General features: G+C 71.5%; 25 protein-coding genes. 16 read left to right on the top strand and 9 right to left on the bottom strand.

The window, feature by feature from the left end:
* Positions 1-50: 50 nt before the first annotated feature.
* Complete coding sequence (locus ABZ656_RS24055; RefSeq protein ID WP_101406930.1) at positions 51-1,052, bottom strand: ferredoxin--NADP reductase; 1,002 nt, start codon at positions 1,050-1,052, stop codon at positions 51-53.
* Positions 1,053-1,116: 64 nt separating this feature from the next.
* On the opposite strand from ABZ656_RS24055, the gene ABZ656_RS24050 reads away from it, so the two are divergent.
* The 7 genes from ABZ656_RS24050 to ABZ656_RS24020 all read left to right on the top strand — a co-directional run bounded on the left by ABZ656_RS24050 (position 1,117) and on the right by ABZ656_RS24020 (position 9,457).
* Positions 1,117-2,667, top strand: a complete 1,551-nt coding sequence (locus ABZ656_RS24050; protein ID WP_360270377.1) for an AMP-binding protein — start codon at positions 1,117-1,119, stop codon at positions 2,665-2,667.
* A 35-nt stretch (positions 2,668-2,702) separates the two neighbouring features.
* Positions 2,703-3,881 carry an amidohydrolase family protein gene (locus ABZ656_RS24045; RefSeq protein WP_101406929.1) on the top strand — a complete coding sequence of 393 codons (1,179 nt, stop codon included), beginning with the start codon at positions 2,703-2,705 and terminating at the stop codon, positions 3,879-3,881.
* Positions 3,878-5,305, top strand: a complete 1,428-nt coding sequence (locus ABZ656_RS24040; protein WP_101406928.1) for a FadD3 family acyl-CoA ligase — start codon at positions 3,878-3,880, stop codon at positions 5,303-5,305. The genes ABZ656_RS24045 and ABZ656_RS24040 overlap by 4 nt, the downstream gene beginning before the upstream one ends.
* Positions 5,302-6,966 carry a methylmalonyl-CoA mutase family protein gene (locus tag ABZ656_RS24035; protein WP_360270374.1) on the top strand — a complete coding sequence of 555 codons (1,665 nt, stop codon included), beginning with the start codon at positions 5,302-5,304 and terminating at the stop codon, positions 6,964-6,966. Before ABZ656_RS24040 ends, ABZ656_RS24035 begins: the two co-directional genes overlap by 4 nt.
* Positions 6,966-7,370, top strand: coding sequence for a cobalamin B12-binding domain-containing protein (locus ABZ656_RS24030; protein ID WP_101406927.1), 405 nt, complete (start codon positions 6,966-6,968; stop codon positions 7,368-7,370). Before ABZ656_RS24035 ends, ABZ656_RS24030 begins: the two co-directional genes overlap by 1 nt.
* Positions 7,371-7,466: 96 nt before the next feature.
* Positions 7,467-8,408 (top strand): LLM class F420-dependent oxidoreductase, encoded by a 942-nt coding sequence (locus tag ABZ656_RS24025; protein WP_360270407.1) that lies wholly within the window; start codon positions 7,467-7,469, stop codon positions 8,406-8,408.
* Positions 8,405-9,457, top strand: a complete 1,053-nt coding sequence (locus ABZ656_RS24020; protein WP_101406925.1) for a CoA transferase — start codon at positions 8,405-8,407, stop codon at positions 9,455-9,457. The genes ABZ656_RS24025 and ABZ656_RS24020 overlap by 4 nt, the downstream gene beginning before the upstream one ends.
* A gap of 72 nt (positions 9,458-9,529) precedes the next feature.
* On the opposite strand, the gene ABZ656_RS24015 is transcribed toward ABZ656_RS24020, so the two are convergent.
* On the bottom strand, positions 9,530-10,276 hold the full coding sequence (locus ABZ656_RS24015; protein WP_360270371.1) for an SDR family NAD(P)-dependent oxidoreductase: 747 nt from the start codon (positions 10,274-10,276) through the stop codon (positions 9,530-9,532).
* A gap of 26 nt (positions 10,277-10,302) precedes the next feature.
* On the bottom strand, positions 10,303-11,064 hold the full coding sequence (locus ABZ656_RS24010; RefSeq protein WP_101406923.1) for an SDR family NAD(P)-dependent oxidoreductase: 762 nt from the start codon (positions 11,062-11,064) through the stop codon (positions 10,303-10,305).
* Between the two features lie 54 nt (positions 11,065-11,118).
* On the opposite strand from ABZ656_RS24010, the gene ABZ656_RS24005 reads away from it, so the two are divergent.
* Together ABZ656_RS24005 and ABZ656_RS24000 are read left to right on the top strand one after the other, a co-directional pair.
* Positions 11,119-12,546, top strand: a complete 1,428-nt coding sequence (locus ABZ656_RS24005) for an AMP-binding protein (protein WP_180362661.1) — start codon at positions 11,119-11,121, stop codon at positions 12,544-12,546.
* A complete protein-coding gene (locus ABZ656_RS24000; protein ID WP_101406922.1) occupies positions 12,539-13,690 on the top strand; it encodes a thiolase family protein in 1,152 nt (383 codons plus the stop codon). Before ABZ656_RS24005 ends, ABZ656_RS24000 begins: the two co-directional genes overlap by 8 nt.
* 118 nt (positions 13,691-13,808) lie before the next feature.
* Here the strand turns inward: ABZ656_RS24000 and ABZ656_RS23995 are convergent, their stop codons facing one another.
* Positions 13,809-14,621, bottom strand: a complete 813-nt coding sequence (locus tag ABZ656_RS23995) for an acyl-CoA thioesterase domain-containing protein (RefSeq protein ID WP_360270368.1) — start codon at positions 14,619-14,621, stop codon at positions 13,809-13,811.
* Between the two features lie 100 nt (positions 14,622-14,721).
* Positions 14,722-15,726, bottom strand: coding sequence for a TIGR03617 family F420-dependent LLM class oxidoreductase (locus tag ABZ656_RS23990; RefSeq protein ID WP_360270366.1), 1,005 nt, complete (start codon positions 15,724-15,726; stop codon positions 14,722-14,724).
* 97 nt (positions 15,727-15,823) lie between these two features.
* On the opposite strand from ABZ656_RS23990, the gene ABZ656_RS23985 reads away from it, so the two are divergent.
* Together ABZ656_RS23985 and ABZ656_RS23980 are read left to right on the top strand one after the other, a co-directional pair.
* Entirely contained in the window at positions 15,824-16,630 is an 807-nt protein-coding gene (locus tag ABZ656_RS23985) for an enoyl-CoA hydratase (protein ID WP_360270364.1), read from the top strand.
* A gap of 26 nt (positions 16,631-16,656) precedes the next feature.
* Entirely contained in the window at positions 16,657-18,171 is a 1,515-nt protein-coding gene (locus ABZ656_RS23980; protein WP_360270362.1) for a carboxylesterase family protein, read from the top strand.
* 22 nt (positions 18,172-18,193) lie between these two features.
* Here ABZ656_RS23980 and ABZ656_RS23975 read toward each other — a convergent pair whose 3' ends face one another.
* The 4 genes from ABZ656_RS23975 to ABZ656_RS23960 form a co-directional block, all read right to left on the bottom strand.
* Positions 18,194-18,976: an acyl-CoA dehydrogenase family protein gene (locus ABZ656_RS23975; protein WP_360270360.1), complete on the bottom strand. Its 783-nt coding sequence runs from the start codon at positions 18,974-18,976 to the stop codon at positions 18,194-18,196.
* Between the two features lie 6 nt (positions 18,977-18,982).
* Positions 18,983-20,083 (bottom strand): acyl-CoA dehydrogenase family protein, encoded by a 1,101-nt coding sequence (locus ABZ656_RS23970; protein WP_360270358.1) that lies wholly within the window; start codon positions 20,081-20,083, stop codon positions 18,983-18,985.
* Positions 20,080-20,517: a nuclear transport factor 2 family protein gene (locus ABZ656_RS23965; RefSeq protein WP_360270356.1), complete on the bottom strand. Its 438-nt coding sequence runs from the start codon at positions 20,515-20,517 to the stop codon at positions 20,080-20,082. The genes ABZ656_RS23970 and ABZ656_RS23965 overlap by 4 nt, the downstream gene beginning before the upstream one ends.
* A gap of 88 nt (positions 20,518-20,605) precedes the next feature.
* A complete protein-coding gene (locus ABZ656_RS23960; protein ID WP_360270354.1) occupies positions 20,606-21,076 on the bottom strand; it encodes a pyridoxamine 5'-phosphate oxidase family protein in 471 nt (156 codons plus the stop codon).
* A 299-nt stretch (positions 21,077-21,375) separates the two neighbouring features.
* Between ABZ656_RS23960 and ABZ656_RS23955 the strand changes: the two genes are divergently transcribed.
* The 5 genes from ABZ656_RS23955 to ABZ656_RS23935 are packed head-to-tail and all read left to right on the top strand — an operon-like array spanning position 21,376 to position 25,551.
* On the top strand, positions 21,376-23,493 hold the full coding sequence (locus tag ABZ656_RS23955) for an ABC transporter permease (RefSeq protein WP_360270352.1): 2,118 nt from the start codon (positions 21,376-21,378) through the stop codon (positions 23,491-23,493).
* Entirely contained in the window at positions 23,474-24,184 is a 711-nt protein-coding gene (locus tag ABZ656_RS23950; protein WP_101406912.1) for an ABC transporter ATP-binding protein, read from the top strand. The genes ABZ656_RS23955 and ABZ656_RS23950 overlap by 20 nt, the downstream gene beginning before the upstream one ends.
* Entirely contained in the window at positions 24,181-24,888 is a 708-nt protein-coding gene (locus tag ABZ656_RS23945) for an ABC transporter ATP-binding protein (RefSeq protein ID WP_101406911.1), read from the top strand. Before ABZ656_RS23950 ends, ABZ656_RS23945 begins: the two co-directional genes overlap by 4 nt.
* Entirely contained in the window at positions 24,885-25,268 is a 384-nt protein-coding gene (locus tag ABZ656_RS23940; RefSeq protein ID WP_067374632.1) for a hypothetical protein, read from the top strand. The genes ABZ656_RS23945 and ABZ656_RS23940 overlap by 4 nt, the downstream gene beginning before the upstream one ends.
* A complete protein-coding gene (locus ABZ656_RS23935; protein WP_360270349.1) occupies positions 25,234-25,551 on the top strand; it encodes a hypothetical protein in 318 nt (105 codons plus the stop codon). The genes ABZ656_RS23940 and ABZ656_RS23935 overlap by 35 nt, the downstream gene beginning before the upstream one ends.
* Positions 25,552-25,639: the final 88 nt, after the last annotated feature.

The following is a 25,639-nucleotide window of genomic DNA, read 5'->3' as shown; positions in this document are numbered from 1 at the left end:
GGGGTGGCAGTCCAGACCGGCGCCGCCCCCCTCTCGCCGTACGGCGCACGTCAGTCCTCGTAGACGACGGTGATGTCCGGGGTCACCGGCTCGCCCTGACAGGTCAGCACCCAGCCCTCGGCGACCTCGTCGTCGTCGAGCGCGTTGTTGACCCGCATCTTGGCCTCGCCCTCGGTGACCTGGGCGATGCAGGTGCCGCAGTTGCCCGACTCGCAGGAGAAGGGCGGCATGAGACCGGCCCGGCGCGCGCTCTCCAGCAAGGTCTCGCCGGAGTGCCGCGGCACCGAGCGCCGCTTGCCGGTGAGGACGATGCTGACCGTGCCCTCCTTCTCCGCCGCGCCTGCGTTTCCCGGGCCGTTCGGAGTCTCGTCGGCCGCCGGGGCGAAGCGCTCGGCGAAGATCTGCCCGGCGTCGACGCCGTGCACGAGCAGGGCGCGCTCCGCCAGGTCCATGAAGGGCGCGGGGCCGCAGAGGTAGAAGTCCGCGTCCAGGTCGACGCCGGCGAACTCGCGCACCTGACGGTCCGTGATGAACCCCCCCTGATCGTCCAGGTGATGGCGGATCTCGAACCGGTCCGGGTGCCGTTCGGCCAGTTCGGTCAGCGCGGACCCGAAGATGATCGAGTCGGCGTCCCGGTTGGCCGACAGGACACGGACGCGTCGGCTCGTCGTCGCCAGCGCGGTCTTGACGAGCGACAGGACCGGCGTGATGCCGCTGCCCCCGCAGTAGGCCACCAGCGGCACGTCGGACTCCCGCAGGCAGAACACTCCGGCGGGCGCCGTGGTCTCTATGACGTCCCCGGGTGCGAGATGTTCGTGCATCCAGTTCGACACCAGGCCGCCGGGCACGCGCTTCACCGTCGTCATCAACTCGTCGTCGGTCTCCGGAGAACTCGACATCGAGTAACTGCGCAGGGCGCCGCAGGCCCTGACCGTCAGAAACTGCCCGGCCCGGTAGGGGAACGGGGCGTCGAGCACGTATGTGCGCGTGTCGGCTGTCTCCTGGACGATCCGCTTGATCCGGACCGGGTGGAAGCCGTGGTCTCGTACCATGTGTGGAATTTAGCTTCTCTCTCTGCGAGAGTGCAATTCTCGCGCCGAGGAGGGAGCTCTCGCCATGCGAACCGCCATGCGAACGATGCCCGCCGAGTTGATCGAACGGTATGAAGCGGAGGGCTGGTGGACTCGGGAGACGATCGGGGACCTGCTGGCGTACGGCCTCGACGCCGCCCCCGATGTCGAGTTCCGGGTGCACTCGGCCGTCCGGCCCTGGGAAGGGACCTTCGCCGACGTCGAACGGACGGCCCGCAGGCTCGCCGGGGGGCTGCGTGCCCGGGGAGTCGGCTCCGGTGACGTCATCGCCTTCCAGCTGCCCAACTGGATGGAAGCCGCCGCGGTGTTCTGGGCCTCGGCCTTCCTCGGGGCGGTCGTGGTGCCCATCGTCCACTTCTACGGGCGCAAGGAGGTCGGCTACATCCTCGACGCCGTCGCGCCGCGCGTCTTCGTCACGGCCGACCGCTTCGGCCGGATGGCGCACCAGCCGGACCTGAGCGCCGCGGTGCCCGTCGTCGGTGTCGTGGGGCGGGACTTCGACGACCTGCTCGCCGACGAGCCGCTGTCCGGTGTCCTCGCGACGGACCCGGCCGCGCCCGCCCTGATCGCGTTCACCTCCGGTACCACCCGCGATCCCAAGGGCGTCGTCCACTCCCATCGGACACTGGGCTTCGAGACGCGCCAGCTCGCCGGGCTCTACCCGCCCGACCGGGGCCGTCAGCTCACCGCCGCTCCGGTCGGGCACTTCATCGGGATGGTGAACTCCTTCCTGATCCCCGTCCTCGACGGCTCACCGGTGAACCTCGCCGACGTCTGGGACCCCGGGCGGGTGCTTGAGCTGATGGAGAGCGACGGGCTCACCGTGGGCGGCGGGGCGGCGTACTTCATGACGAGCCTGCTCGACCACCCCGACTTCACCCCCCGGCACCTCACCGCCATGAAGTACGCGGGACTCGGCGGGGCGGCGGTCCCGGTCGCGGTCACCACCCGCCTCACGGAACTCGGCATGACGGTCTTCCGCTCGTACGGCAGCACGGAACACCCCTCGATCACCGGCTCCCGGTACACCGCTCCCGAGGCCAAGCGGCTCTACACGGACGGTGACGCCCTGCCGGGCACGGAGATCCGGTTGGCCGAGGACGGCGAGATCCTCAGCCGCGGACCCGACCTGTGCCTCGGGTACACCGATCCGGCCCTGACCGAGCGCGCCTTCGACGGTGAGGGCTGGTACCGCACCGGTGACATCGGGGTGATCGACGAGGACGGCTACCTCACCGTCACCGACCGCAAGGCCGACATCATCATCCGTGGCGGCGAGAACATCAGTGCCCTGGAGGTCGAGGAGGCGCTGCTCGCCCTGCCGGCCGTCGCCGAGGCCGCCGTGGTGGCCGCCCCCGACGCCCGCCTCGGCGAACATGCGGCGGCGGTCCTGCGGCTGAGGCCCGGTCACCCCGCGCCCACGCTCGACGACATGCGCGTCCACCTCGAACGGGTGGGTCTGGCCCGTCAGAAGTGGCCGGAGGAGCTGCGCATCGTGCGGGAGTTCCCGCGGACGGCGAGCGGCAAGGTGCAGAAGTTCGTTCTCCGTCGGGACATTGCCGCACGAGCAACTTGAGAATAGGATTCTCGTAATCAGCGAAGGAGGATCTCATGCCGTCGCGCGTGTTGCCGTATCCGTTGTTCGACGCCGACAACCACCTGTACGAGACGGAGGATGCGCTCACCCGGTACCTGCCGAAGCAGTACGAGGGAGCCATCCAGTACGTGCAGGTGAAGGGTCGTACGAAGATCGCGATTCGTGGTCAGATCAGCGACTACATCCCCAACCCCACGTTCTCGGTGGTCGCCCGGCCGGGGGCGTGGGAGCAGTACTTCCGGGAGGGCAATCCGGAGGGCAAGTCGCACCGCGAGCTGTTCGGCGAGCCGATGAAGTCGATTCCCGCGTTCCGTGAGCCCGGACCGCGGCTTGAGCTCATGGACGAGACGGGGATCCAGCAGGCGCTGAACTTCCCGACTCTGGCCAGCCTGATCGAGGAGCGGATGCGGGACGACCCGGAGCTCATCCACGCGGTCGTCCACTCGCTCAACGAGTGGCTGTACGACACCTGGAAGTTCAACTACAAAGACCGGATCTTCACCACGCCGGTGATCAGCCTGCCGATCCTGGACAAGGCGATCGCCGAGCTGGAGTGGTGCCTGGAGCGCGGAGCGCGCTCGATCCTGGTCCGGCCCGCCCCGGTCCCCGGGTTCGGCGGCTCGCGGTCCTTCGCGCTGCCGGAGTTCGACCCCTTCTGGAAGCGGGTCGAGGAGGCCGGGGTGCTGGTGTCGATGCACTCCTCCGACAGCGGCTACTCGCGCTACTCCAGCGACTGGGAGGGCAAGAGCCAGGAGATGACGCCGTTCCAGGCGCAGACCTTCCGGATGCTGGGCGAATGGCGTCCGGTCACCGACTCCGTGGCCTCCTGGGTCTGCCACGGCGCGCTGTTCCGCTTCCCCGAGCTCAAGGTCTCGGTCATCGAGAACGGGTCCTCCTGGCTGGTGCCGCTCCTCGACCAGCTGGCCGACGTCTACAAGAAGCAGCCGCAGGGCTTCCTGGGCGACCCGGTCGAAGAGGTCAAGAACCGGATCCACATCAGCCCGTTCTGGGAGGAGGACATGGCCGAGCTGGCCGGGATCATAGGTGTCGAGCGGGTGCTCTTCGGCTCCGACTACCCCCACCCCGAGGGTCTTGCCGACCCTGTCACCTACATCGACGCGATCCAGGGCATGAAGGAGGCCGACCAGGCCAAGATCATGGGCGGCAACCTGGCCCGGTTGATCGGCGTATGAAAGGGGAGACCATCCCGGGGATGGTGCTGAGCGCGGCCGACCGCTTCGGTGACGCCGAAGCGGTCGTGGACGGCCACCTCCGGCTCACCTTCAGGGAGTTGGCCGACCGCGTGCGCACTGCCGCGGGAGCGTTCGCGGCGGCCGGCGTCGGCAGGGGCGACCGGGCGGCGATCTGGGCGCCCAACTCCGCCGAGTGGATCATCGCGGCCTTCGGGCTGCTGACCGCCGGCGGTGTCCTGGTCCCGGTCAACACCCGGTTCAAGGCGGACGAGGCGGGCGACATCATCCGCCGCAGCGCGGCCAAGGTCGTCCTCGTCGAGAAGGGCTTCCTCGGTCTGGACTTCGAGGTGCCTTCCGGCGTGCCCGTGATCGACATCAAGTCGGACTTCCTCGCGAGCGGTTCGCCGTACGAGGCCGAGGTGAGCGGTGACGACGTGTGCGACATCGTGTTCACCTCGGGGACCACCGGGCGGCCCAAGGGCGTGCTGATGACACACGCCCAGACGCTCCGGCTGTACGCGGAGTGGTGCGACCTGGCGGACCTGAGGGAGGGCGACCGCTATCTGATCGTCAACCCGTTCTTCCACATCTTCGGCTACAAGGCGGGCTGCATCACGTCCCTGATCCGGGGCGCGACCATCCTCCCGGTGCCGGTCTTCGACGTGGACCGGGTCCTCGAACTGGTCGAGCGCGAGAAGGTGACGGTCCTGCCGGGCCCGCCCACCCTCTACCACTCACTGCTGGCCGCACAGGCCGGCCACGACCTGTCCTCGCTGCGGGTGGCCGTCACCGGAGCCGCCGACATCCCGGTCGACCTCGTCCGCAGGATCGTCAGCGACCTGCCCTTCCGCTCCGTCATGACGGGCTACGGCCTCACCGAGGCGGGTACGGCCACGGCCTCGCGGCCCGGTGACTCCTTCGAGGACATCGCGACGACCGTCGGCACCCCCTGCGACGGCGTCGAGATCCGGATCGCGGACGACGGAGAGGTCCTGGTGCGCGGGTACAGCGTCATGCGCGGCTACCTCGACGACCCGGCCGCGACCGCCGAGGCGATCGACCCGGACGGCTGGCTGCACACCGGGGACCTCGGGACGCTCGACGACCGGGGCCGTCTGCGGATCGTCGGCCGCAAGAAGGACATGTTCATCGTGGGCGGCTTCAACGCCTACCCGGCCGAGATCGAGGGCTTCCTGATGGAACATCCGGCCGTCGCCCAGGCCGCCGTGATCGGCGTACCGGACGAGCGGCTCGGCCAGGTGGGCAAGGCTTTCGTGGTTCCTCGCGGGGCCCTCGCGGCGGACGAGCTGGTCGCCTGGAGCCGGAAGCGGATGGCCGGGTTCAAGGTGCCCAGGTATGTGGAGTTTCTCGAAGAGCTGCCGCTGAACGCCACCGGCAAGGTGATGAAGGACCAACTGCGATGACGCTTCCAGAGAAGCCTCCCGTGAAGACGCCGACGACGGATCCCGTGCAGCCGTCGGCGACGGATCCGGTGAAGCCGTCGGCGAAGGACGACTTCTCCCACACGGCCTCCGGGATTCCCCTGAAGGCGGTCTACGGGCCCGCGGACCGGCCCGTCGAGCCGCCCGAGCCGGGGCGCTTCCCCTTCACCCGCGGCAACTACTCCTCCGGCTACCGGGGGCGGCTGTGGACGCTGCGCCAGTACTCCGGCTTCGGCACCGCCGAGGAGTCCAACCGGCGCTACCGCTACCTCCTCCAACAGGGCGGCACCGGACTGTCCGTGGCGCTCGACCTGCCCACCCAGTGCGGTTACGACTCCGACGACCCGGAGGTGAGCGAGGAGGTCGGCCGGGTCGGCGTCGCCCTCGACACGCTCGCCGACGCCGAGGTGCTCTTCGAGGACATCCCCCTCGACCGGATCAGCACCAGCTTCACCATCAACGGCACGGCGGCCATCCTGCTGGCGTTCTACGTGGCCGCCGCCGAGCGCGGCGGAGTACCACGGGCGAAGCTCACCGGGACGATCCAGAACGACATCCTCAAGGAGTACGCCTCCCGGGGCACCTGGATCTGGCCGCCCGAGCCGTCGCTGCGGCTGATCGCCGACACCATCGAGTTCTGCGCGGCCGAAGTGCCGCGGTTCAACGCGATCTCGGTGGCCGGCGCGCACTTCCGCGACGCCGGCGCCAGCGCCGTGCAGGAGATGGCGTTCACGCTCGCCGACGGGGTCACCTACTGCGACACGGTGCTGGCACGCGGCCGGATGACGATCGACCGGTTCGCCCCGCAGATCTCCTTCTTCTTCTACACCCACGGTGACTTCTTCGAAGAGATCGCCAAGTACCGTGCGGGCCGCAGGCGTTGGGCGACGATCGTCCGCGAGCGGTACGGCGCGAGCACCGACAAGGCGTCGATGTTCCGCTTCGGCTGTGTGGCCGGCGGGGCCTCTCTGTACGCGCCGCAGGCGCAGAACAACACGGTCCGGGTGGCGTACGAGGCGATGGCCTCGGTGCTGGGCGGCGTGCAGTCGATGTTCACGGCGGCCTGGGACGAGCCGTTCGCGCTGCCCAGCGAGGAGTCGGCGACGCTCGCCCTGCGCACCCAGCAGATCCTCGCCCACGAGACCGGCGTCGCCCGGGTCGCGGACCCGCTCGGCGGCTCGTACTTCGTGGAGGCCCTCACGGATGCCACCGAGGAACGCATCGTCGAAATCATGGCGGACCTGGAACACCACGGCGGAATGGTCCGGGCGATCGAGGACGGTTACCTCCAGGGCCTCATCGCCGACGAGGCCTACCGCCTCCACCAGGACGTCGAGGCGGGCACCCGGCCGGTCGTCGGCGTCAATCGCTTCGCCACGCCCGAACCCCCGCCCCGGCTGGAGACCTACGAGCTCGACGCGGAGGGCCGCGACCGGCAGCTGAAGCGGCTCGCCGACGTGAAGGCCACCCGCGACGCCGCGGCCGTACGGGACCGCCTCGCCGCGCTCGCCCGCGGCGCCGAGGGCACCGACAACCTCATGCCCCTGCTCATCGACTGCGCCAAGGCCTACTGCACGGTCGGCGAGATGGCCGCCGCCCTCAAGGCGGTCTGGGGCGAGTTCCGGCAACCGGTGGTGTTCTGATGTCGACCCGTGTACTCATCGCCAAACCCGGTCTGGACGGACACGACCGCGGGGCCAAGATCGTCGCGCGGACGCTGCGCGACGCCGGCTTCGAGGTGGTCTTCACCGGCATCCGCCAGCGCGTCGACACCATCGTCGCGACCGCGCTCCAGGAGGACGTCGCCGTCGTCGGCCTCAGCATCCTCTCCGGCGCCCACCTGGCGCTGACGACGCGGGTCGTGGCGGGGCTGCGGGCCGCCGGGGCCGAGGACATCGCCGTCGTCGTGGGCGGCACCATCCCTCTGGCCGACGTGCCCCGCATGAAGGCAGCGGGTGCGGCGGCCGTCTTCCCGACCGGAACCCCCCTCGACGCCATCGTCGCGGAGATGCGCGCCCTGACGGCGGTCGTGCCCGCCTCGCCCTGACGCCCCGCCCCTGCCGAAGGACGCGGGAGGTCGACCACTCGAAACGTCGGATCCACGAAACATCGAAAGCCGGGAGGCACTGTGCGGGTCGGTGTGATGATCGGGCCGGAGCGTGGAGACTCCGCGCGCAAGGTCGCGCGGATGATCGACGACGTGACCTGGGCGGAGCGGGCGGGCCTCGACACCGCCTGGGTGCCCCAGATCCCCACGGACTTCGACGCGTTGACGGCCGTGGCCCTGATGGGCGCGCGGACCGAGCGGATCGAGATCGGGACCGCGGTCGTACCCCTCCAGACACAGCACCCGATCGCCCTCGCGCGCCAGACGCTGTCCGCGCAGGGCGCCGCGGGCGGGCGGCTCGCCCTGGGCCTCGGACCCTCCCACCACTGGATCGTCCAGGACATGCTCGGACTGCCCTACGAGCGGCCCGCCGCCTTCACCCGTGACTATCTCGAGGTCCTGGACGCGGCGCTGCGCGGACCGGGCCCGGTCGACGTCGAGAACGGCACGTTCACCGTGCACAACCCGCTCGACCTCGCACTCGTGGCCCCCCTTCCGGTGCTGCTCGCCGCGCTCGGCCCGGTCATGCTGGCACTCGCGGGCGAGCGGGCGGACGGGACCGTCCTGTGGATGGCCGACGAACGCGCGGTCGCCGACCACGTCGTACCCCGCATCACCAAGGCGGCGGACGGTGCGGGGCGTCCGGCGCCGCGGATCGTCGCGGGCATCCCGGTGTGCCTGTGCCGGCCCGCCGAGGTCGACGCGGCGCGCGAGCGAGCCAACCGGATCCTCGGGGAGGCCGAGATCTCGCCCAACTACCAGCGGCTGCTGGACTACGGCGACGCCCGGGACATCGGCGACCTGTGCGCGGCCGGTGACGAGACGGCCATCGCGGCCCGCTTCCGGCGCTTCGCCGACGCCGGGGTCACCGACCTGTCGGTACGGCTGCTGCCGATCGGCGAGGGCCGCGAGGAACTGATCGCCTCCAAGGGACGGACCCGCGACGTGCTCGCCGGGATCGCGGCGGACTTCCGATGACCACCGGCCCCGCGACCCCCGGGCCGCTGGCCGGCATCCGTGTCCTGGAGGTCGGCCACATGCTCGCGGGCCCCTACGCCACGATGATGCTCGCCGACCTCGGTGCAGAGGTCGTCAAGATCGAGCCGCCGGGCGGGGACATCTCCCGGCAGGTGAGCGACGCGTACTTCGCCAGCCTCAACCGGGGCAAGCGCAGTGTCCGTTTCGACCTGACCACACCGAGCGGTCAGGAGCGACTCGGTGAACTCGTCTCGGACGCCCACGCGTTGCTGGTCAACCTCAAGCCGTCGGCGATCCACCGGCTCGGGCTCACCTACGAGGCACTGAAGAAGTGGAACGAACGGATCGTCTGCGTCGCGCTCACGGGCTTCGGCCTGGACGCTGGCGACGACCCGGCCTTCGACTACGTCGTCCAGGCGGCCACCGGCGTCGCCGCGCTCACCGGCGACCCGGCCGGCCCGCCGACCCTGCCCGGCTACTCCTCGGCCGACAACTCCTCCGGCCTCACCGCGGCACTCGGTCTGCTCGCCCAGATCGTCTCGGGCCGGGGCGGGCAGGTCGAGGTGTCGTTGCGGGACGTGATGCTCTCCCAGCTCAACTACCGGGCGTCCGCCTACCTCAACGAGGGAGTCGAGCCGCGCCGTCTGCCGCTGGGCGCGCACTCCTACTACGTTCCGGCACAGCTCTTCCCCACGGCGGAAGGCCACTTGGCCCTGTTCATCACCCACGACAGCTTCTGGAAGTCCTTCGCCGCGGAGGCGGGCATCGAGGGCTTCCCGACGATGGCCGAACGCGCGGCGCGTCGCGAGGAGGTGCTCGACGTGGTGACGAAGGCCCTGGCGAGCGACACCGCGACCGCCTGGGAGACGCGCCTGCGTCCGCTGGGTGTACCCGCGGCGGCCGTACGGACGTTGCCGCAGGCGCTGGCGGCGACACCGGAAGCGATCGTGACGGCCGGGGACTTCCGGCTGGTACGCGGGCCGGTGCGGGTGGCCGGGTACGAGCCCGAGTACGGGCCCCCGCCCCGGCTGGGCGAGCACGGCTCGTAGCGCCTGGGCCGTTGGCAGCGGTCGTGTCGTGTGAAGGGGTCCCGGGAGTTCGACTTCCGGGACCCCTTCCGTTCACCGCGGCATCGACTCCGACTTCTGCACCGTGCCGGTGATACCGCTCGCGTCCTGGCCGGCCAGGCGTACCGCGGCGTGGGCCATCGCTTCCGGGGGTTCGATCATCTCCGGTGGGATCTCGCGTCCGCCGCCCCCGGCCTGCCAGCCCTCGGTGACGACGACACGCGACGGGGCCAGGCAGTTGACCGCGATGTTGTCGGGCTTGAGGGTGGCGGCGAGTCCGAGATAGAGGCGCTCGACGCCCGCCTTGGAGACCCAGTACGCGTTGGCGCCCTTGTCGGTCATGCCGACCCCGTTGGTCGTCACGGCCACCAGCGAGCCCCCGCCGCGAGCCCTGATGTGCGGGATGACGGCCTTGGTGACCAGGAAGACCCCGGTGAGATTGACGTCCAGGCACAGCTGCCAGCGCTTGAGCGGGGTGGACTCGACCGGGCCGAGCCACATGACCCCGGCGTTGGCGATCAGGATGTCGATCCCGCCGAACTCCGCGACGGTCGCGGCCACGGCGGCCTCGACCGACGCCTCGGAGGTCACGTCGCACGCGACCGCGAGGGCGCGGCCACCCGCCGACGTGATCCGTTCGGCGACGGCGTGGATCGTGCCCGGTATCCGGCCCTCCTCCTCGGAGCGCGCGGCGACCGCGACCGCGGCTCCGGCCTCCGCGAGCCCCCGCGCGACGTTCCGGCCGATGCCCCGGCTCGCCCCGGCGACGAACGCCACCTTCCCCTTCAGCTCGCCGCTCACGTTCACTCGTCCGTTCACTCGGCCGGTCACTTCGGCGGGAACCGGAGGGCGCCGTCGAGGCGGATGACCTCGCCGTTGAGATAGTCGTTCGCGCAGATGTGCTCCACGAGAGCCGCGTACTCGGGGGAGCGGCCCATGCGTTTGGGATGCGGGACCTTGGGCCCCCAGTAGGCCTCCAGCTGGTCGCCGGCCGCGCCGTAGGCCGGGGTGAGGAAGGTGCCCGGGGCGATCGTGACGACCCGGATGCCGAGCGGCGAGAGGTCGCGCGCGGCGACGAGGGTCATGCCGACCACCCCGCCCTTGGCGGCGGCGTACGGGATCTGCCCGATCTGCCCCTCGTACGCGGCGATCGACGCGGTGTTGACGATGACGCCCCGGTCGCCGTCGACCGCCTCCTGCCGTGCGATGGCCGCGGCCGCCAGGCGCATGACGTTGAAGACGGCCGTGAGGTAGAAGTCGATGGTCTTCCGGAAGCCCGCGAGGTCCAGGGGTTCGCCGTCCTTGCCGACCAGCCGGCCGCCACTGGCCGGGCCGCCGTGCGCGTCCACCGAGATCCTGAGCGGTCCCGCCGCCTCGGCCTCGGCCATCGCCGCCTTGACGTCGTTCTCGTCGGTGGCGTCCGTGCGTACGTAGCGCACCCCCAACTCCGCCTCGAGCGCCTTGCCCTTCTCGTCGGCGAGGTCGGCGACGACCACCTTCGCTCCTGCCGCGTGGAGGCGACGGACGGTGGCCTCGCCCAGGCCCCCCGCCCCACCGACCACGACCGCGGAACTCCCACTGATCTGCATCAAGGTTATCCTCTCTTGCAAGCAGGGCTCTGTGTATATGAGAATAGCATTCTCATGAATATCACCATGATCCTTGAGATGGCGGCTTCGGCCGGCGATCGGGCGGTGATAACGGCGGGCGGCCGTTCGCTGACCGCCGCCGAACTGCTGCACCGCGCCCATGCCGCCGCCCACCGCTTCCGGGGCCGTCAGGCCGTCGTCTATCTCGGCGCCAATCAACTCGCCTATCCCGTCGCCCTGTTCGGAGCCGCTCTGGCGGGAGTTCCCTTCGTCCCGGTCAACTACCGTCTCGGTGAGCAGCAGTTGAACGCCCTGCTGGACCGTCATCCCGGCGCCGTGGTCCTGCGCCCGGCCGACCTCGACGCCCTCCTCGACGAACAGCCGCACGTGGAGCTGCTGGACCCGCCGCAGGACCAGGACTCCGTCGCCGTGCTGCTCTACACCAGCGGCACGACCGCCGAGCCCAAGGCAGCCGTGCTCCGCCACCGCCATCTGCTCGCCTACGTGCTGAACACGCAGGAGTTCGCGTCGGCCGAGGAGAGCGACGCGTCGCTGGTGGCGGTACCGCCGTACCACGTCGCGGGACTGATGAACCTGCTGACGAACCTCTACTCCGGCCGCCGGATCGTGTACCTGCAGACGTTCGAGCCACGGCAGTGGCTGGAGACCGTACGCGGGGAGCGGATCACCCACGCCCTCGTGGTCCCCACCATGCTCGCCCGGATCGTCGCCGAAGTGCCCGGCGACGACGCCGGAACCCCCCTGCTGCGCAGTCTCGCCTACGGCGGCGCCCGTACCCCGGGGCCGATCGTGGAACGGGCGTTGCGCGTCTTCCCGCAGACCGGCTTCGTCAACGCCTACGGCCTGACCGAGACCGCCTCCTCCATCGCCGTGCTGGGCCCCGACGACCACTGGCAGGCGTCCGTGTCGGACGACCCCGCGGTACGAGACCGCCTCGGCTCGGTGGGCCGGGCGCTGCCCGGAATCGAGATCCGGATCCGCACGGACGACGACAGGCCGGCCCCGGCGGGGGAGACCGGGCTTGTCTTCGTTCGGGGGGAGCAGATCTCCGGCGAGTACGGCGGCCGCAGCGCCCTGGACGCGGAGGGCTGGTTCGCCACCCGGGACCGGGGGCGGCTCGACGCCGAGGGCTACCTCTTCATCGAGGGGCGCGCCGACGACACCATCATCCGCGGCGGCGAGAACATCGCCCCGGCCGAGATCGAGGACGTACTCCTCGCCCACCCCGGCGTCGTCGAGGCGGCCGTCGTCGGGCTGCCCGACCCCGAGTGGGGGCAGCGGATCGTCGCCATCGTCGTCGGTGCGGGCGACCCGGCCGAGATCCGGCAGTGGGTCAAGGACCGGCTCCGCTCGTCCAAGACGCCGGACGCCATCGTGTTCCGAGCCGAACTCCCCAAGACCGAGACCGGAAAACTGCTGCGCCGCACCCTCCTGGCCGAGTTGGAGACCACCCATGCCTGAAGCAGTCATCGCGTCCGCCCTGCGCACCCCCATCGGCACCGCCGTCAAGGGCACCCTGCGCGACACGACCGCGTTCGACCTGGCCCACCACATCGTCACCGCGGCGGCCGAGGGCCTCGACCCGGCCCTCATCGACGACGTGATCCTCGGCGAGGGCCTCTACGGCGGTGGCGTCCTGGCCCGGCACGCCGCGGTCACCGCGGGGCTCACCTCGGTCGCGGGGCTCGCCAACAACCGGCACTGCGCCGCGGGCATGGCCGCCGTCCAGAGCGCCGCCGCGAGCGTGATGGCGGGCATGGACGAACTCGTCATCGCCGGCGGCGTCAACTCGGCCTCCACCTCCCCGAAGGCGCTCTTCCGGGTCAACGGGGAGTGGGAACCCTGGATGTCGCCCACCCACCCCGACCGCCCCGACGCCCCCAACAAGGACATGTCCATCACGGTGGGCTGGAACACCGCCGTCGCGGCGGGCCTCACCCGCGCCGAACTGGACGCCTGGGCGCTGCGTTCGCACCGCAACGCCGTGGCGGCCATCGACGAGGGCCGTTTCAAGGAGGAGATCGTCCCGATCGAGACCCCCCACGGTCTGTTCTCCGTCGACGAGCACCCGCGCCGGGACACCAGCGCCGAGAAACTGGCCAAGCTGAAGCCGCTGCACCCGGAGATCGACGGGTTCAGCATCACGGCGGGCAACGCCGGGGGCGCCAACGACGCTGCCGTCGCCCTGGTCGTCGCCAGTGACACGACGGCGGTCCGTGAGGGGCTGACGGTCCTGGGCACCGTACGGTCCTGGGCTTCCGTCGGCGTCGACCCCGCCGAGATGGGCCTGGCCCCGGTGAAGGCGATCCCCAAGGCCCTGGCCCGCGCCGGCCTGGCGATCGCCGACGTCGACCTGTTCGAGATCAACGAGGCGTTCGCCTCGGTGCCCGTCGCCGCCGTCCGGCTGCTCGAACTCGACCCGGACACGGTGAACTTCAGCGGCAGCGGCTGCTCCCTCGGCCACCCGGTCGCCGCCACCGGGGCCCGCATGCTGGTCACGCTCGTCCACGAACTGCGCAGGCGCGGCGGTGGCATCGGCGTGGCCGCCCTGTGCGCGGGCGGCGGTATGGGGTCGGCGACGGTCATCGAGGTCCCGGCACCCTGACCTGACGGCGCGCCCCGGCGTACGGCGCGTACCCGCGCCGGGCCGGGGCGCCCCGCTGATCGGCGCCCCGGACGAACCCCGGCGCGCCGGTGGGTCGGCTCCGCAAGCCGCCGGTGGATCAGTTCCGGAAGCGGAGCAGCGCCTCCTGGGCGTACGAGGCGACGAGAGAGCCGTCCTCGGTCAGGACGTCCCCCCGGCCGAAGCAGCGGCCGTGGGCCAGGATCGGGCTGTGCTGGTGCAGCAGCAGCCAGTCCTCGGTGCGCAGCGGCCGGTGGAACCAGAGACTGTGCGAGGTGACGGCGGAGGTGAACGCCGTACGCGAGTCCCGCTGCGAGATCCCGTCGAGGCGGCGCACCGCGGTGCCGATGAGGGTCAGGTCGGTGGCGTAGGCGATGAGCGCCGGGGTGAGTTCGGGGGCGACCTCCGGCGTGCGCATCCACAGGTCGTACTCGGGCGGCTCCGCCTTCGGGGACTCCAGGTCGGTGACCGACCGGGCCGTCCAGGGGATGAGGCCGAGGTCCACGTCGTGCTCCGCGCCGGGCACCGAGGGGACCTTGAAGTCGCTCTGCTGGTCGGGTCCGCCCTCCTCGGCGTGCAGGGACGCCGAGGCGGTGGCGATGACGCCCGGCGTCTGCCGGGCGACGATCGTCAGCGTCGCGAAGGTGCCGCCCTCGCGATGGCGCGTCACTTCGTAGCGCACGGGTTCGTCGGTCAGGCCCTCGCGCGGGAACTGGGCGTGCAGGGACTTGACGGCCTTGTCCGGGCAGGTGAGAGCGGCGGCCCGGACGAACTGGGCGAGCAGTTGCCCGCCGAACAGCCGGTGATAGCTGAGGTGTTGATTGGACCCTTCGAAGCCCGTGACGGGCTCGGGTGCCGACGGATCGGGGCGCAGCTCCAGACAGGCGAGCAGGTCGTTCCAGAGGTCGGTCACAGGCACTCCCGGTGCGGTTCGGTGGGATGCGACGGGTCGCGGTGGGTCGCGCTGGGTTGTGAGGGTTGCGGTGGCTGTGGTGCGGCGTTCAGTACGTGGGTCAGCAGGCGCGCAGGCGCGCGACGAGGTCCATGGCGGCTTCACGGTCCAGGCTCGGCGGTGGGGTGAACGAGAGACGGGTCAGCAGCCCGCCGAAGCGGTCGGCGACCCGGGCGGACAACTCGTCGGCAGGGGCGACGATCGCGAACGCGTCGACCATCTCGTCCGTGATCAGCCCGGCCATGTCCGGCCAGCGCCCCGCCTTCGACAGCGCGGTCAGCTCCTCGCTCGCGCCGTCCCAGCCGTGCAGCGCGAAGACGCCCCGGTACGCCGGTGTGGAGGCGTAGAAGGCGATACGGCCGCGGAGCACCGGGAGGGTCGTCTCGATCTCCTTGTCGGTGCCCGTGACGATGAACGGGGTACCCAGCACCTCGAAGTCGTCGAGGGACACGCCCGCGCGTGCGCGCCCCTCAAGCAGGGCGGGCAGCGTCCGTTCGCGGATCCAGCGGTCGGTGGTGTAGCCGTGGCAGAGGAAACCGTCCGCGACCTCACCCGCGACCCGGGTCATGAGGTCGCCGACGCCGGCGAGCAGCACCCGAGGCGGCCCGAAGTCGTGCGGGGGCGGCACGAAGTCCGGGGGCATCAGGGTGTGACGGTAGTACTCGCCCTGGAAGTCCAGGGGGGTGCCGTCGTGCCACGCCGACCAGATCGCCCGCAGGGCGAGGACGTACTCGCGCATCTGCGCGGCCGGTCTGCCCCACGGCATCGAGAACCGGCGTACGACATGGGCCTTCACCTGCGAGCCGATTCCGAGCATGAACCGGCCGCGGCTGTGCCGTTGGAGGTCGTCGGCGGTGTGGGCGAGGGTCATCGGGGAGCGGGCGAGCGCCACCGCGATGGACGTGCCCAGGGCGAGGCGTCCGGTCGCCCCGGCGGCGACGGCCAGGGGGAGGAAGGGGTCCTGATTGACCTCTCCGGCCCACGCGGCGTCGTAGCCGTGCTCCTCGAGGGTGCGGGCCCGTTCCGCGGCGTCCGGCAACCCGAGGACCATACCGTCGATTTTCATGTGACGATAGTAAGGTATGCATATTCTGAGAACGAGGTTCTTGCGGTGTGAGGTTGCCTCGGCCGTGAGGTTCTTCCGGGTGGGTGGAGGTGGCGCTTTGGCCGGGCGGGAGCCTGTCGTCCTTGTAGACGTCGAGGAGCGGATCGCGACGGTGACGCTCAACCGGCCCGAGGCGCGCAACGCGCTGAGCCGGGAGGTCACCTTCGCGCTGTGGGACGCGGTCACGGCCGCGGGGAAGGCCCTCGACGTCGATGCCGTGATCCTGACCGGCGCGGATCCCGCGTTCTGCGCCGGGGCCGACCTCAAGGAGGTGTCGGGGGAGTCGCCGCCGAGCGCCGTCCCCCGGGCGCCCGGTCAAGGGCCGGAGCGCGATGCCAACGGCCTCTTCCGGTTCCTGCCGGTGATAGGCAAGCCCGTCATCGGGGCCGTCAACGGCGTCGCGGTGACGGGCGGGCTCGAAGTGGCCCTGCAGTGCACGTTCCTGGTGGCGTCGCGGCGCGCCCGGTTCGCCGACACCCACGCCCGGCTCGGCATCATGCCGGGCGGCGGCGCGACCGTACTCCTCACCCAGGCCGTCGGGCACCGGCGGGCCGTCGAGATGTCGCTCACCGGCAACTTCCTGACCGCCGAGGAGGCGCTCGGCCTCGGACTGGTCAACCATGTCGTGCCGCACGAGGAGTTGCTCCCCTTCACCCGTAGGCTGGCCGCCGACATCGTGAACAACGACCAGCGCGGCGTCCGCCGGTTGCTGCGGCACTACCGTCAGATCGCGGGCGCGGCCACCCTCGACGAGGCGCACCTCATCGAGGGGTACCTGGCCGAGACCTGGCAGCCGGGGACGAGCGAGGTCGCCACCCGGCGCGCCGACGTCACCGCGCGGGGACGGACACAGGCCCGGTCCTGACGTCACGGCAGGAGGGCACGGACGGTATGACGGCGTACGTCGTGGACACGACCGGCGGCAAGGTGCGTGGCGCCGAGATCGACGAGGGCGTCCTCGCCTGGCGCGGCATCCCCTACGCGGCCCCGCCCGTGGGCCTGTCGCGCCTGCGGCTGCCGCGGCGGCCCGAGCCGTGGAGCGGGGTGCGCGACGCGACGGCGTACGGGGCGCCCGCCCCGCAACCGCCCATGCCGGTCCCCGCCGGTGCGGCAGGTCCCACCGACGCTCCCGTGCTGCCGGAACCGTCCGAGGACTGCCTGTACGTCAATGTGACGGCCCCGGCCGACGCTGCGGGCCTCCCCGTCCTGCTGTGGATCCACGGCGGCGGATACCAGGTCGGCACCGGAAGTGACATCGCCGGGGACGGCCGTACCTTCGCACGCCGTCACGGCGTGGTCGTCGTGACGTTCAACTACCGGCTGGGCGCGCTCGGGTTCCTCGCCGTGGACGGTGAGGAGCACACCGGCGCCTTCGGTCTGCACGATCAGATCGCCGCGCTGCGCTGGGTCCGCGAGAACATCGCCGTCTTCGGCGGCGACCCGGACCGGATCACGCTCTACGGCCTGTCCGCCGGCGCCAAGTCCGTCGCCAACCTGCTGGCCTCACCCCTGACCCGAGGAATGATCCATCGCGCCGCCTCGTCGAGCGGCGGGGCGGACCACGTCGCCGACCGGGACCAGGACGCCGCGATCACCAGGCGGTTCCTGCGCGCGCTGGGAGCCGGAGCGGAAGACCTCCGGAAGGTGAGTACCGAGGAGATGCTCGACGCGCAGACCGCGCTGGGCGAGGGCACGCGGGCCGGCTGGCTGTGGCGCCCCTCCGTCGACGGTCTCGCCCTCACCCGCAAGCCGTTGGACGCCATCGGGGCGGGGGCCGCCACGGGGATCCCGCTGCTGGTGCAGACGTGCGTCAACGAATGCGCCCTGTACCAGCTGCTGGATCCGGACGCGGCCGAGCAGGCCGACCGCGTGCTGGAGGAGTACTTCGGTGCCGCCGCACGCGACCGGATCCTCGCCGCGTACATCGCGGCGCGTCCCGAACTCGCCCATGATCCGGTCCAGTTGCGGGTCGACCTCATGACCGACGAACGGTACGTCATCCCCTCGGGCCGCCTCGCCGACGCCCAGTCCGCCCACGCCCCCGTATGGCGCTCCCGCTACGACGTGCCGCTGACCGGCCTGCCGCCCGCCGTCGCCCCGTCCGGTGCCCTGCCCGCGATGCACGGCACGGACGGCGACGCCGTCTGGCTCGGCGGGCAGGGCGTGAACCAGCGGCTGCACGAGGCCTGGGCGGCGTTCGTCACGACCGGCGTCCCCACCGCCGAAGGCCTGCCGAGCTGGCCCGCCTATGACGTCGCCCGGCGCACCACCATGGTCTTCGACGCGGCGGGGGCCCACACCGTCGACGACCCCCGTGGCGCCCGACGCGCCGTCTGGGACGACCGCGTGTGGCAGTCGGGCACGTGGTGGACCCTGGACGGCATCGCGGGTGAGATCGAGAGCTGAACGACGACTTCACGGGCCCGCGTCACAGCTGAACAAGTCGCGGAGCCGAGTGGCCCTGCCGTATCAGCGCCCCGGCCTCCCGCGTCAACTCCCGGGCGCTGCCCAGCAGTCCGTCCAGCACGAGGGCGCGCCGGACGTGCCGGTGCAGATCGTGCTCGGCGGTGAAGCCGATCCCGCCGAGGACCTGCTGACAGTGCCGGGCGGCCGTCAGTGCCGCCTGTCCGGCCGCCGCCTTGGCGAGCAGGCAGCCGAGGTCGTCTTCGGCGGCCACGAGGGTCGCCTCGGCGCCGTCGAGCGCGACGAGGGTCTCGGCGAGCCGGTGCCGTACGGCCTGGAACGAGGCCAGGGGACGGCCGAACTGGGTCCGGTCGAGCACGTGCGAGCGGGCGAGCGCGAGCATCGCCCGGCCGGTGCCCAGGAGCCACCAGCCGAGCGCCCGGCGTCCCGCGGCGAGCGGGACGGGATCCCCGGCCGTGACGGTGCGCAACGGCAGCTTGCCGTCCAGCGCGCCGCCCGTCTCGTCCGTGCGCTCCCACACGACCCACGCGCCGCCCGTGTACGGCAGGGGCAGCGTGCCCCCGACGGCACGTCCCGCCGCGTGCAGCATGACGTCGTTCAGCAGCGGTGCGTGCGCGCCGGTCTCGCCGAGCAGCCCGAAGGCGAGCGGGACCGCCACGTCCGGCGCCTGCGTGAGCAGGTCGGACCAGCCGAGGTCGGCCAGGGCCGTGTCGAGCGCGCGGCCCGACGCCGCCGTCATCGTCTTGCGGAGCGTCTGCGCGAACAGGTCCCGCTCGGCGGCATCCATGGTGTGTCAGTCCCTTCCCAGGTCCAGCAGCCGACGGGCGATGATGTTGCGCTGGATCTCGGCGGTGCCGCCGTAGATGGTCGCCGCCCGCGAGTACAGGTACTCCTCCCGCCACGGCGTGTCCGTCAGCTCCAGCACGCCGGGGAGCAGGTCCCGGGCGGTGTCGAAGAGTTGCTGCTCGGCGGTGGCCAGCAGCACCTTGTCGACGGAGGTCTCCGGGCCGAGCCGGGCGCCCGCCGCGAGTCGCCGCTGGGTGCCGTGTGAGCGGCAGCGCACGGTGTGCAGCGCCAGATAGGCGGCGCCCAGGGCCAGGTCCTCCCCGGTGTCCTGCGGTCCGGCCATCTCTGTGACCAGCCGGTCGAGCCGGGTGTAGAGGTGGGCGACGCGATGCCAGAAGCAGGTGGAGCGCTCGTGCGGGAGCAGGTCCATCGCGAGTCGCCAGCCGTCGCCGGGGCGGCCGAGCATCCGGTCGGCGGGGACGGCCACGTCGTCGAAGAACACCTCGGCGAACTCGTCCACACCGTGCATCGTGCGCAGCGGCCGCACGGTGATGCCGGGGGTGTCCATGTCGACGAAGAACGCGGTGATCCCGTCGTGGCCCGGCGCGGTGCGGGTGAGCAGGACACAGCGGGCCGCGTACTGCGCGAGGCTCGTCCACACCTTCTGGCCCGTCACCACCCAGTCCCCGCCCCGGGGGACGGCCCGGGTGGTGAGGGAGGCGAGGTCGCTGCCCGAGCCGGGTTCGGAGAAGCCCTGGCACCACTGCTCCCGGCCGCCGAGCAGCAGCGGGACCATCTTTGCCGCCAGCTCCGGACGGGCGTACGAGATCATCGTCGGGGCGAGCACCTCGATCATCGAGTAGATGCCGGGCTCGGCCAGGCCCCGCGTGGCGACCTCCTCGCCGAGCACGGCCCGCAGTACGGCCGGCCCGCCGAGACCCCCCACCTCGGCGGGCCAGCCGTACCGCATCCAGTCCGCCTCGTAGAGGGCGCGCCGGACCCGGGCCAGCTGCGCGACCTGGCCGTCGAGGGAGTGATCGGGCCCGGGGGAGAGGTCGTTCCGGTCGAGCCAGCGGCGCAGATCCGACCGGAACTCCGTGACGTTCATGCGCCCGGGCGTTCGAAGGCGTGCGGGCGGCCCGAGTCGTGCGCCCCGCTGCGGCGGATGAACGTCATCGCCCGTGTCCGCAGCCGCCAGCCGTCGGCGGTCCGCAGATAGGTGTCGTTGTAGTAGCCGATCCGCATGGCGTGGGTGGCGTGGTCGATGAAGCACAGCGGCTGGGTGCCGGTCGCGGTGTCCCCGCCCCCTTCCCGGTCTCCTTCCGCGGGCAGTTCGACCACCGCCGTACCCACCAGGAACAGCCCCTTGGGTGCGGCGGCGACCAGGGCCGGGAACTCGTCGAGGCCATAGGTGTCCCCGAAGGCGCTGTAGGTGCCGTCGGGGGTGAAGACCGCGAGCACCCCGTCGATGTCGCCCCGGGTCATGTGGACCGCGTAGCGGCCCAGCAACTGCTGAATCTCCATCAGGTCGTCAGTGGACAAGGACCTTTCCGCCCTTCGGTGAGAATGGCATTCTCATTCACGAGTGGCAGGTTTCCATGTGTCGGTCATGGCGTCAACGGTCATGGCGTCAACGGTCGCGGCGGAGCTTCGCGAAGTCCCAGCTCACGACCTTCTCCGCGGTGAGCCGGAGCCAGCCGTGCTTCCCGTCGTGCCGGAACGCGCCGCCGCCCATGTACTTGTCCGCGAAGAGCTGTTCGGGGTGCACGAGCTCGTCCAGGGGGTCTCCCTTGCGGGGTGTCTCGCCGACGGCCTCGATACTGCCCCGCAGTTCGACGCCGCGCAGGGCCGTGAAGTCCGTGCCCCCGTCGTCGACGATCACGCTGAGCCGCGGATCCCGGTCCAGATCGGTCCAGCGCTGACTGCGTACCAGCGAGTTGAGCCACAGCGTGGACCCGTCCCACACGAACCACAGGGCGCTGACATGGGGATCCCCGTTCCGTCCGACGGTCGCGACCCGGCACAGCGGCTGGGTTCGCAGGAAGGTGTCCCGCTCGGGGTCGGTCATGGCGATCGCGGTTCCCCTGCGCTGTCCGCTCATCGTCTCTCCTGCCTTTGTTTGAATGGTTGATTCTCTCTTAGTGAGAAGCTAGTTTCCATCAATAGAGAGGAGGAGAACCACCTCGCGCTCAAGGTGGCCGGGGCGATCACCTGTTCCCGCCGGCCGCTCGGGGACAGCACCGAGGAGGAGACCCCTTGAACCAGCCCACACCCTTCGCCGCCCTGGGGGCGGTCGCCGAGTACGCCTCGCAGCAGATGGCACCGCCGCCTCCCGGCCGACCGGCCGCCGAGACCGTTCGCTCTCGCCGGCCCCGGCGAGAGTCTGAGTGAGGGCCCGTCATGGAGCAGTTCCTCACCTTCGGGATCGTCGGCCTGAGCACCGCCGCGATCTACGCGGTCATCGGCAGCGGTCTGGTGCTCACCTACACGACGACCGGCGTCTTCAACTTCGCGCACGGCGCGGCGGGCATGCTGTCGGCCTTCACCTACTGGCAGCTCACCACCGGCTGGGGCTGGCCGGTACCGGTGGCGCTGGCCGTGGTCCTGCTCGTCCTCGCCCCGGCCTTCGGCCTGTTCGTCGAGAGGGTCGTCCTCCGGCCCGTCCAGGCGCTGGGCGAGGCCGAACGGCTGGTCATGACGGTGGCGCTGCTCAGCGGCCTCATCGCCGTCGCCCGCTGGATCTGGGATCCCAACGTGCCACGCACGCTGCCCACGTTCTTCGCCGACCGCAAACCCTTCCACATCGGCTCGGCCGTGGTCACCTGGCACCAGGCCCTCACCATGGCCGTCGCGGTGCTGGTCGCGGTCGGCCTGCGGATCCTGCTCCACCGCACCCGCCCCGGCGCCGAGATGCGGGCGACCGTCGACGACCGCGCCCTGGTCGGGCTGACGGGGGCCCATCCCGTACGGGCCAACAAGACCGCCTGGATCCTCGGCACCCAACTCGCCGCGATCGGCGGCATCCTCATCGCCCCGACCGTCACCCTCGACGCCGCCCAGCTCTCGCTGCTGATCGTGAGCGCCTACACCGCGGCCGTCTTCGGCCGGCTCCGCAGCGTGCCCCTGACCTTCGTCGGCGCGATCGTGGTCGGCTGCATGGAGAGCTATCTGACCGGTTATCTCCCGCAGAACGCCTACCTGCCCGGCCTCAGGCTGGCCGCCCCCGCACTGCTGCTGTTCGTGGCCCTGCTGGCGTTCCCGCACCGGCGGCTGCGAGGCCGGGACCGCAAGCTGCGCCCGGTGCCGGTTCCGACGGCCCGCGGCACGGCCGTGTTCGCCGCCTGTGTCGTCGCGTTCGGCGCGGTGCTGGCCTCGGTCCTCGGCGAGGCCGACCTCATCACCTACGGCGCCATCTTCTCGCTCGGCGTGGTGGCCCTGTCGTACGTACCCCTGGCCGGGTACGCCGGGCAGATCTCGCTCTGCCAGCTGAGCATGGCCGGGATCGGGGCCGTCGTATGGGCCCACCTGGGCGCGCACGGGGAGTTCTGGGCGCTCGGCGCCGCGATCCTGGTCTCCGCGATGGCCGGCGCCGTCGTCGCGCTGCCCGCGCTGCGGCTGTCCGGGGTGTATCGGGCGCTCGGGACCGCCGCCTTCGCGGTCGTCCTGGACCGATGGATCTTCACCCTGCCGGCCTTCCACCTCTTCGGGATGCGGATCGCCCTGTTCGACCAGGGGTCGGTGGACGTGGCCGGACCTCGGCTCTTCGGCCTCGAACTGGACACCGCGGCGAAGCAACTGGTGTTCGCGGCCGTCTGCCTCGCGCTCGCCTCGCTGGTCGTGGCGGCGGTGCGCCGGGGCCGCTTCGGGCGGAGGCTGATCGCACTGCGCGACAGCGAGGCCGCCTACGCGACCCTCGGCGGCAGCCTGCTGCGGGCCAAGGTCCTGGTGTTCGCGCTCTCCTCGGGGATCGCCGGGCTCGGCGGCGCGCTCTACGGAATGCAGCAGCGGTCCATCACCGCCGACCAGTTCAACCTGGTGGCGGGACTGCCGATCTTCCTGGTCGCGGTGGTCGGCGGCCTCGGCACGGTCGGCAACGGACTGTTCGCCGGGACCGCCTACATCGGCCCGACGAACGCGCTGGTCGCCGTGGCGCCCTGGGCGCAGAACCTCGTCGCCCTGCTGCCCGGCCTCGCCGGCATCGGGCTCGGCCACAACCCCGACGGCATCGTGGTCCGCTTCCGCCGCGAGTGGGAGCCGCTCGGCCGGGACCGGATCGCCCTGCCCGGCCTGCTCTGCGTACTCGCCCTGCTGTGGGTCCTGCGGCTCGGCGACCTGATCAACGGCTGGACGTTCCTGGGCTGTTCGGTGGCCGCTGGGGTGGCACTGCGGATCTGGGCGACGGCCCGGCAGACCGCCGCCCCGACCGAACCGGAGGTCCCCGTCGAATGGTGGGGACTACGGCGCGCCTGGCGCCCCGAGGACAGGGAGGTGCTCGCCCGTGGCCTCGCTGCGGATTAGCGGAGTGACCGTCGCCTTCGGCGGCAACCGGGCCCTGGACGGCGTCGCCCTGACTGCCGAACCGGCCCGCGTGACCGGACTCATCGGCCCCAACGGAGCCGGCAAGAGCACCCTGTTCGACGTCGCCTCCGGACTGCGCCGGCCCTCCGCCGGACAGGTCTTCCTCGACGGACAGGACATCACCCGGACCAGTCCCGCGGGCCGCGCCCGGCGCGGACTCGCCCGCACCTTCCAGCGGCTGGAGCTCTTCGGCCGACTCACCGTCCGCGACAACCTCCTCGTCGCGGCCGAACTCGGCCCCGACAGGCGCCGGGCCCACCACGCCGTCACCGAGACCCTCACCAGGCTCGGCCTGACACATCTCGCCGACAGCCCGCCCGACGCACTGCCCACCGGAGTCGGCCGCCTGGTCGAGGTCGGCCGCGCGATGGTCATCCGGCCCAAGGTGCTCCTCCTCGACGAACCCGCCGCCGGACAGGACAGCGAGGAGACCGAACGGTTCGCCGCGCTGCTGCGCTCGCTGACCGACGACGGCACGGCCGTGGTCCTCGTCGAACACGACATGAGCCTCGTCATGGGCGTGTGCGACGAGGTGTACGTACTCGATCTCGGCAAGGTCATCGCGTCCGGCCCGCCCGAGGTGATCCGGAACGACGAGACCGTCCTGGCGGCCTACCTGGGGGACGCGTGAGCGCCATTCTCGAACTGAGCGGCGTCCGTGCCGCCTACGACCGGATCACGGTCCTGCACGGCGTCGACCTCCAGGTCGCCGCCGGGCAGGTGGTGGCCCTGCTGGGCCCGAACGGGGCGGGCAAGACCACCACCCTGCGCGTCGCCTCCGGAGTCCACCCCGTCGAATCCGGCCATCTCCGGCTGGGCGGCCGGGACATGACCGGAGCCGACCCCCGCGACCTGGCCCGCGCCGGGGTCTGTCTGATCCCCGAGGGCCGCGGCGTGTTCCCCAACCTGTCCGTCCGCGACAACCTCCTGATGATGACCTTCACCGGCCGCAGCCGTGCGGAGATCGAGGAGATCGCCTTCCAGCGCTTCCCGATCCTCCACCGCCGCGCCTCGCAGGCGGCCGGCACCCTCTCCGGCGGCGAGCAGCAGATGCTCGCCCTCGCCCGCGGCCTCGCCACCGACCCCGCCGTCCTGCTGCTCGACGAACTCTCCATGGGGCTCGCCCCGTTGATCGTCGGCCGGCTCTACGAACAGGTCGCCGAGATCGCCCGGCAGGGCGTGGCCGTGCTGGTGGTCGAGCAGTTCGCGGCCGCCGTCCTCGACATCGCCGACCACGCGGCCGTCCTCGTACGTGGCCGGGTCCAACGGCAGGGCCACCCCGACGGCGGGCTGCGCGCCGAACTGTCCGCCCTCTACCTGGGGAGTTCCGCATGACCACCACCGAGCCGCGCGCCGACCGCTTCGTCCGGGAACTGGCGGTACTGAAGATCCCCGACCCGGCCGCCGCCCGGGCCACCCTCTGGCTGCGCCTCGGCGTCCTGCTGATGGTGGGCGGCCTGGTGCTCGGCGTGTCGGGCTACCTGGTGTCCCACAACACCGTCGACCCGCTCGTCCAGGGCGACGGACTCGCGCTCGGACTGGGGGGTATCTCCGCGACCGTGGTGGGCTCCGCGCTCTTCCTTCGGTACTCGCTGACCGGCTTCCTGCGCTTCTGGATGGCCCGCCAGTCCTACGACATCAACCTGCTCGCCGACCGCCTGCTCGAAAGGGACATCCACCATGACCCCACCGGTAACGACGCCGCGCCCAGGTGACCAGCTCGCCAGCGCCGTCTGCGGCACGCGGGTGGTCGTCGTCCGCGCCCCCGCGGGCGGCTCGGTCCAGCTCTCCTGCGGGGGCAGTCCGATGGTCCCCGCGACCGGCGCGAGGCCGGCACCCGGCGGTGCGGCCGAGGCCGTCACCCTCATCGGCAAGCGGTACGTGGACGCCGACGGAGCCCTCGAAGTGCTCTGCACCTCCTCCGGCACCGGCGAACTGAGCTGCGACGGCGTCCCGATGACCATCAAGGCGGCCAAGCCGCTGCCCGCCTCCGACTAGGCCCTGTCGTCAAATTCCCGTCTGCCCTGCGACGCCATGCACGCACTCTCACCGCACCAGGCACAGACCCAAGTACGTCCAGTACGAG

The organism is Streptomyces sp. NPDC007095, assembly GCF_040634475.1.
Taxonomy (GTDB): Bacteria; Actinomycetota; Actinomycetes; order Streptomycetales; family Streptomycetaceae; genus Streptomyces.
Note: the sequence above shows the minus strand (reverse complement) of the source record. Positions and strands in the feature narration are given on the sequence as shown.

What these genes read in the sequence shown, in the direction of transcription:
- ABZ656_RS23960 (WP_360270354.1), bottom strand. Translation starts at nt 21,076, where the DNA reads ATGAGCGGACAGCGCAGGGGAACCGCGATCGCCATGACCGACCCCGAG.
- ABZ656_RS24025 (WP_360270407.1), top strand. Translation starts at nt 7,467, where the DNA reads ATGATCGGGCCGGAGCGTGGAGACTCCGCGCGCAAGGTCGCGCGGATG.
- ABZ656_RS23975 (WP_360270360.1), bottom strand. Translation starts at nt 18,976, where the DNA reads ATGGATGCCGCCGAGCGGGACCTGTTCGCGCAGACGCTCCGCAAGACG.
- ABZ656_RS23970 (WP_360270358.1), bottom strand. Translation starts at nt 20,083, where the DNA reads ATGAACGTCACGGAGTTCCGGTCGGATCTGCGCCGCTGGCTCGACCGG.
- ABZ656_RS24040 (WP_101406928.1), top strand. Translation starts at nt 3,878, where the DNA reads ATGAAAGGGGAGACCATCCCGGGGATGGTGCTGAGCGCGGCCGACCGC.
- ABZ656_RS24020 (WP_101406925.1), top strand. Translation starts at nt 8,405, where the DNA reads ATGACCACCGGCCCCGCGACCCCCGGGCCGCTGGCCGGCATCCGTGTC.
- ABZ656_RS23940 (WP_067374632.1), top strand. Translation starts at nt 24,885, where the DNA reads ATGACCACCACCGAGCCGCGCGCCGACCGCTTCGTCCGGGAACTGGCG.
- ABZ656_RS24010 (WP_101406923.1), bottom strand. Translation starts at nt 11,064, where the DNA reads ATGCAGATCAGTGGGAGTTCCGCGGTCGTGGTCGGTGGGGCGGGGGGC.
- ABZ656_RS24055 (WP_101406930.1), bottom strand. Translation starts at nt 1,052, where the DNA reads ATGGTACGAGACCACGGCTTCCACCCGGTCCGGATCAAGCGGATCGTC.
- ABZ656_RS24050 (WP_360270377.1), top strand. Translation starts at nt 1,117, where the DNA reads ATGCGAACCGCCATGCGAACGATGCCCGCCGAGTTGATCGAACGGTAT.
- ABZ656_RS24000 (WP_101406922.1), top strand. Translation starts at nt 12,539, where the DNA reads ATGCCTGAAGCAGTCATCGCGTCCGCCCTGCGCACCCCCATCGGCACC.
- ABZ656_RS24035 (WP_360270374.1), top strand. Translation starts at nt 5,302, where the DNA reads ATGACGCTTCCAGAGAAGCCTCCCGTGAAGACGCCGACGACGGATCCC.
- ABZ656_RS23980 (WP_360270362.1), top strand. Translation starts at nt 16,657, where the DNA reads ATGACGGCGTACGTCGTGGACACGACCGGCGGCAAGGTGCGTGGCGCC.
- ABZ656_RS23990 (WP_360270366.1), bottom strand. Translation starts at nt 15,726, where the DNA reads ATGAAAATCGACGGTATGGTCCTCGGGTTGCCGGACGCCGCGGAACGG.
- ABZ656_RS24005 (WP_180362661.1), top strand. Translation starts at nt 11,119, where the DNA reads ATGAATATCACCATGATCCTTGAGATGGCGGCTTCGGCCGGCGATCGG.
- ABZ656_RS23935 (WP_360270349.1), top strand. Translation starts at nt 25,234, where the DNA reads ATGACCCCACCGGTAACGACGCCGCGCCCAGGTGACCAGCTCGCCAGC.
- ABZ656_RS23955 (WP_360270352.1), top strand. Translation starts at nt 21,376, where the DNA reads ATGGAGCAGTTCCTCACCTTCGGGATCGTCGGCCTGAGCACCGCCGCG.
- ABZ656_RS24030 (WP_101406927.1), top strand. Translation starts at nt 6,966, where the DNA reads ATGTCGACCCGTGTACTCATCGCCAAACCCGGTCTGGACGGACACGAC.
- ABZ656_RS24045 (WP_101406929.1), top strand. Translation starts at nt 2,703, where the DNA reads ATGCCGTCGCGCGTGTTGCCGTATCCGTTGTTCGACGCCGACAACCAC.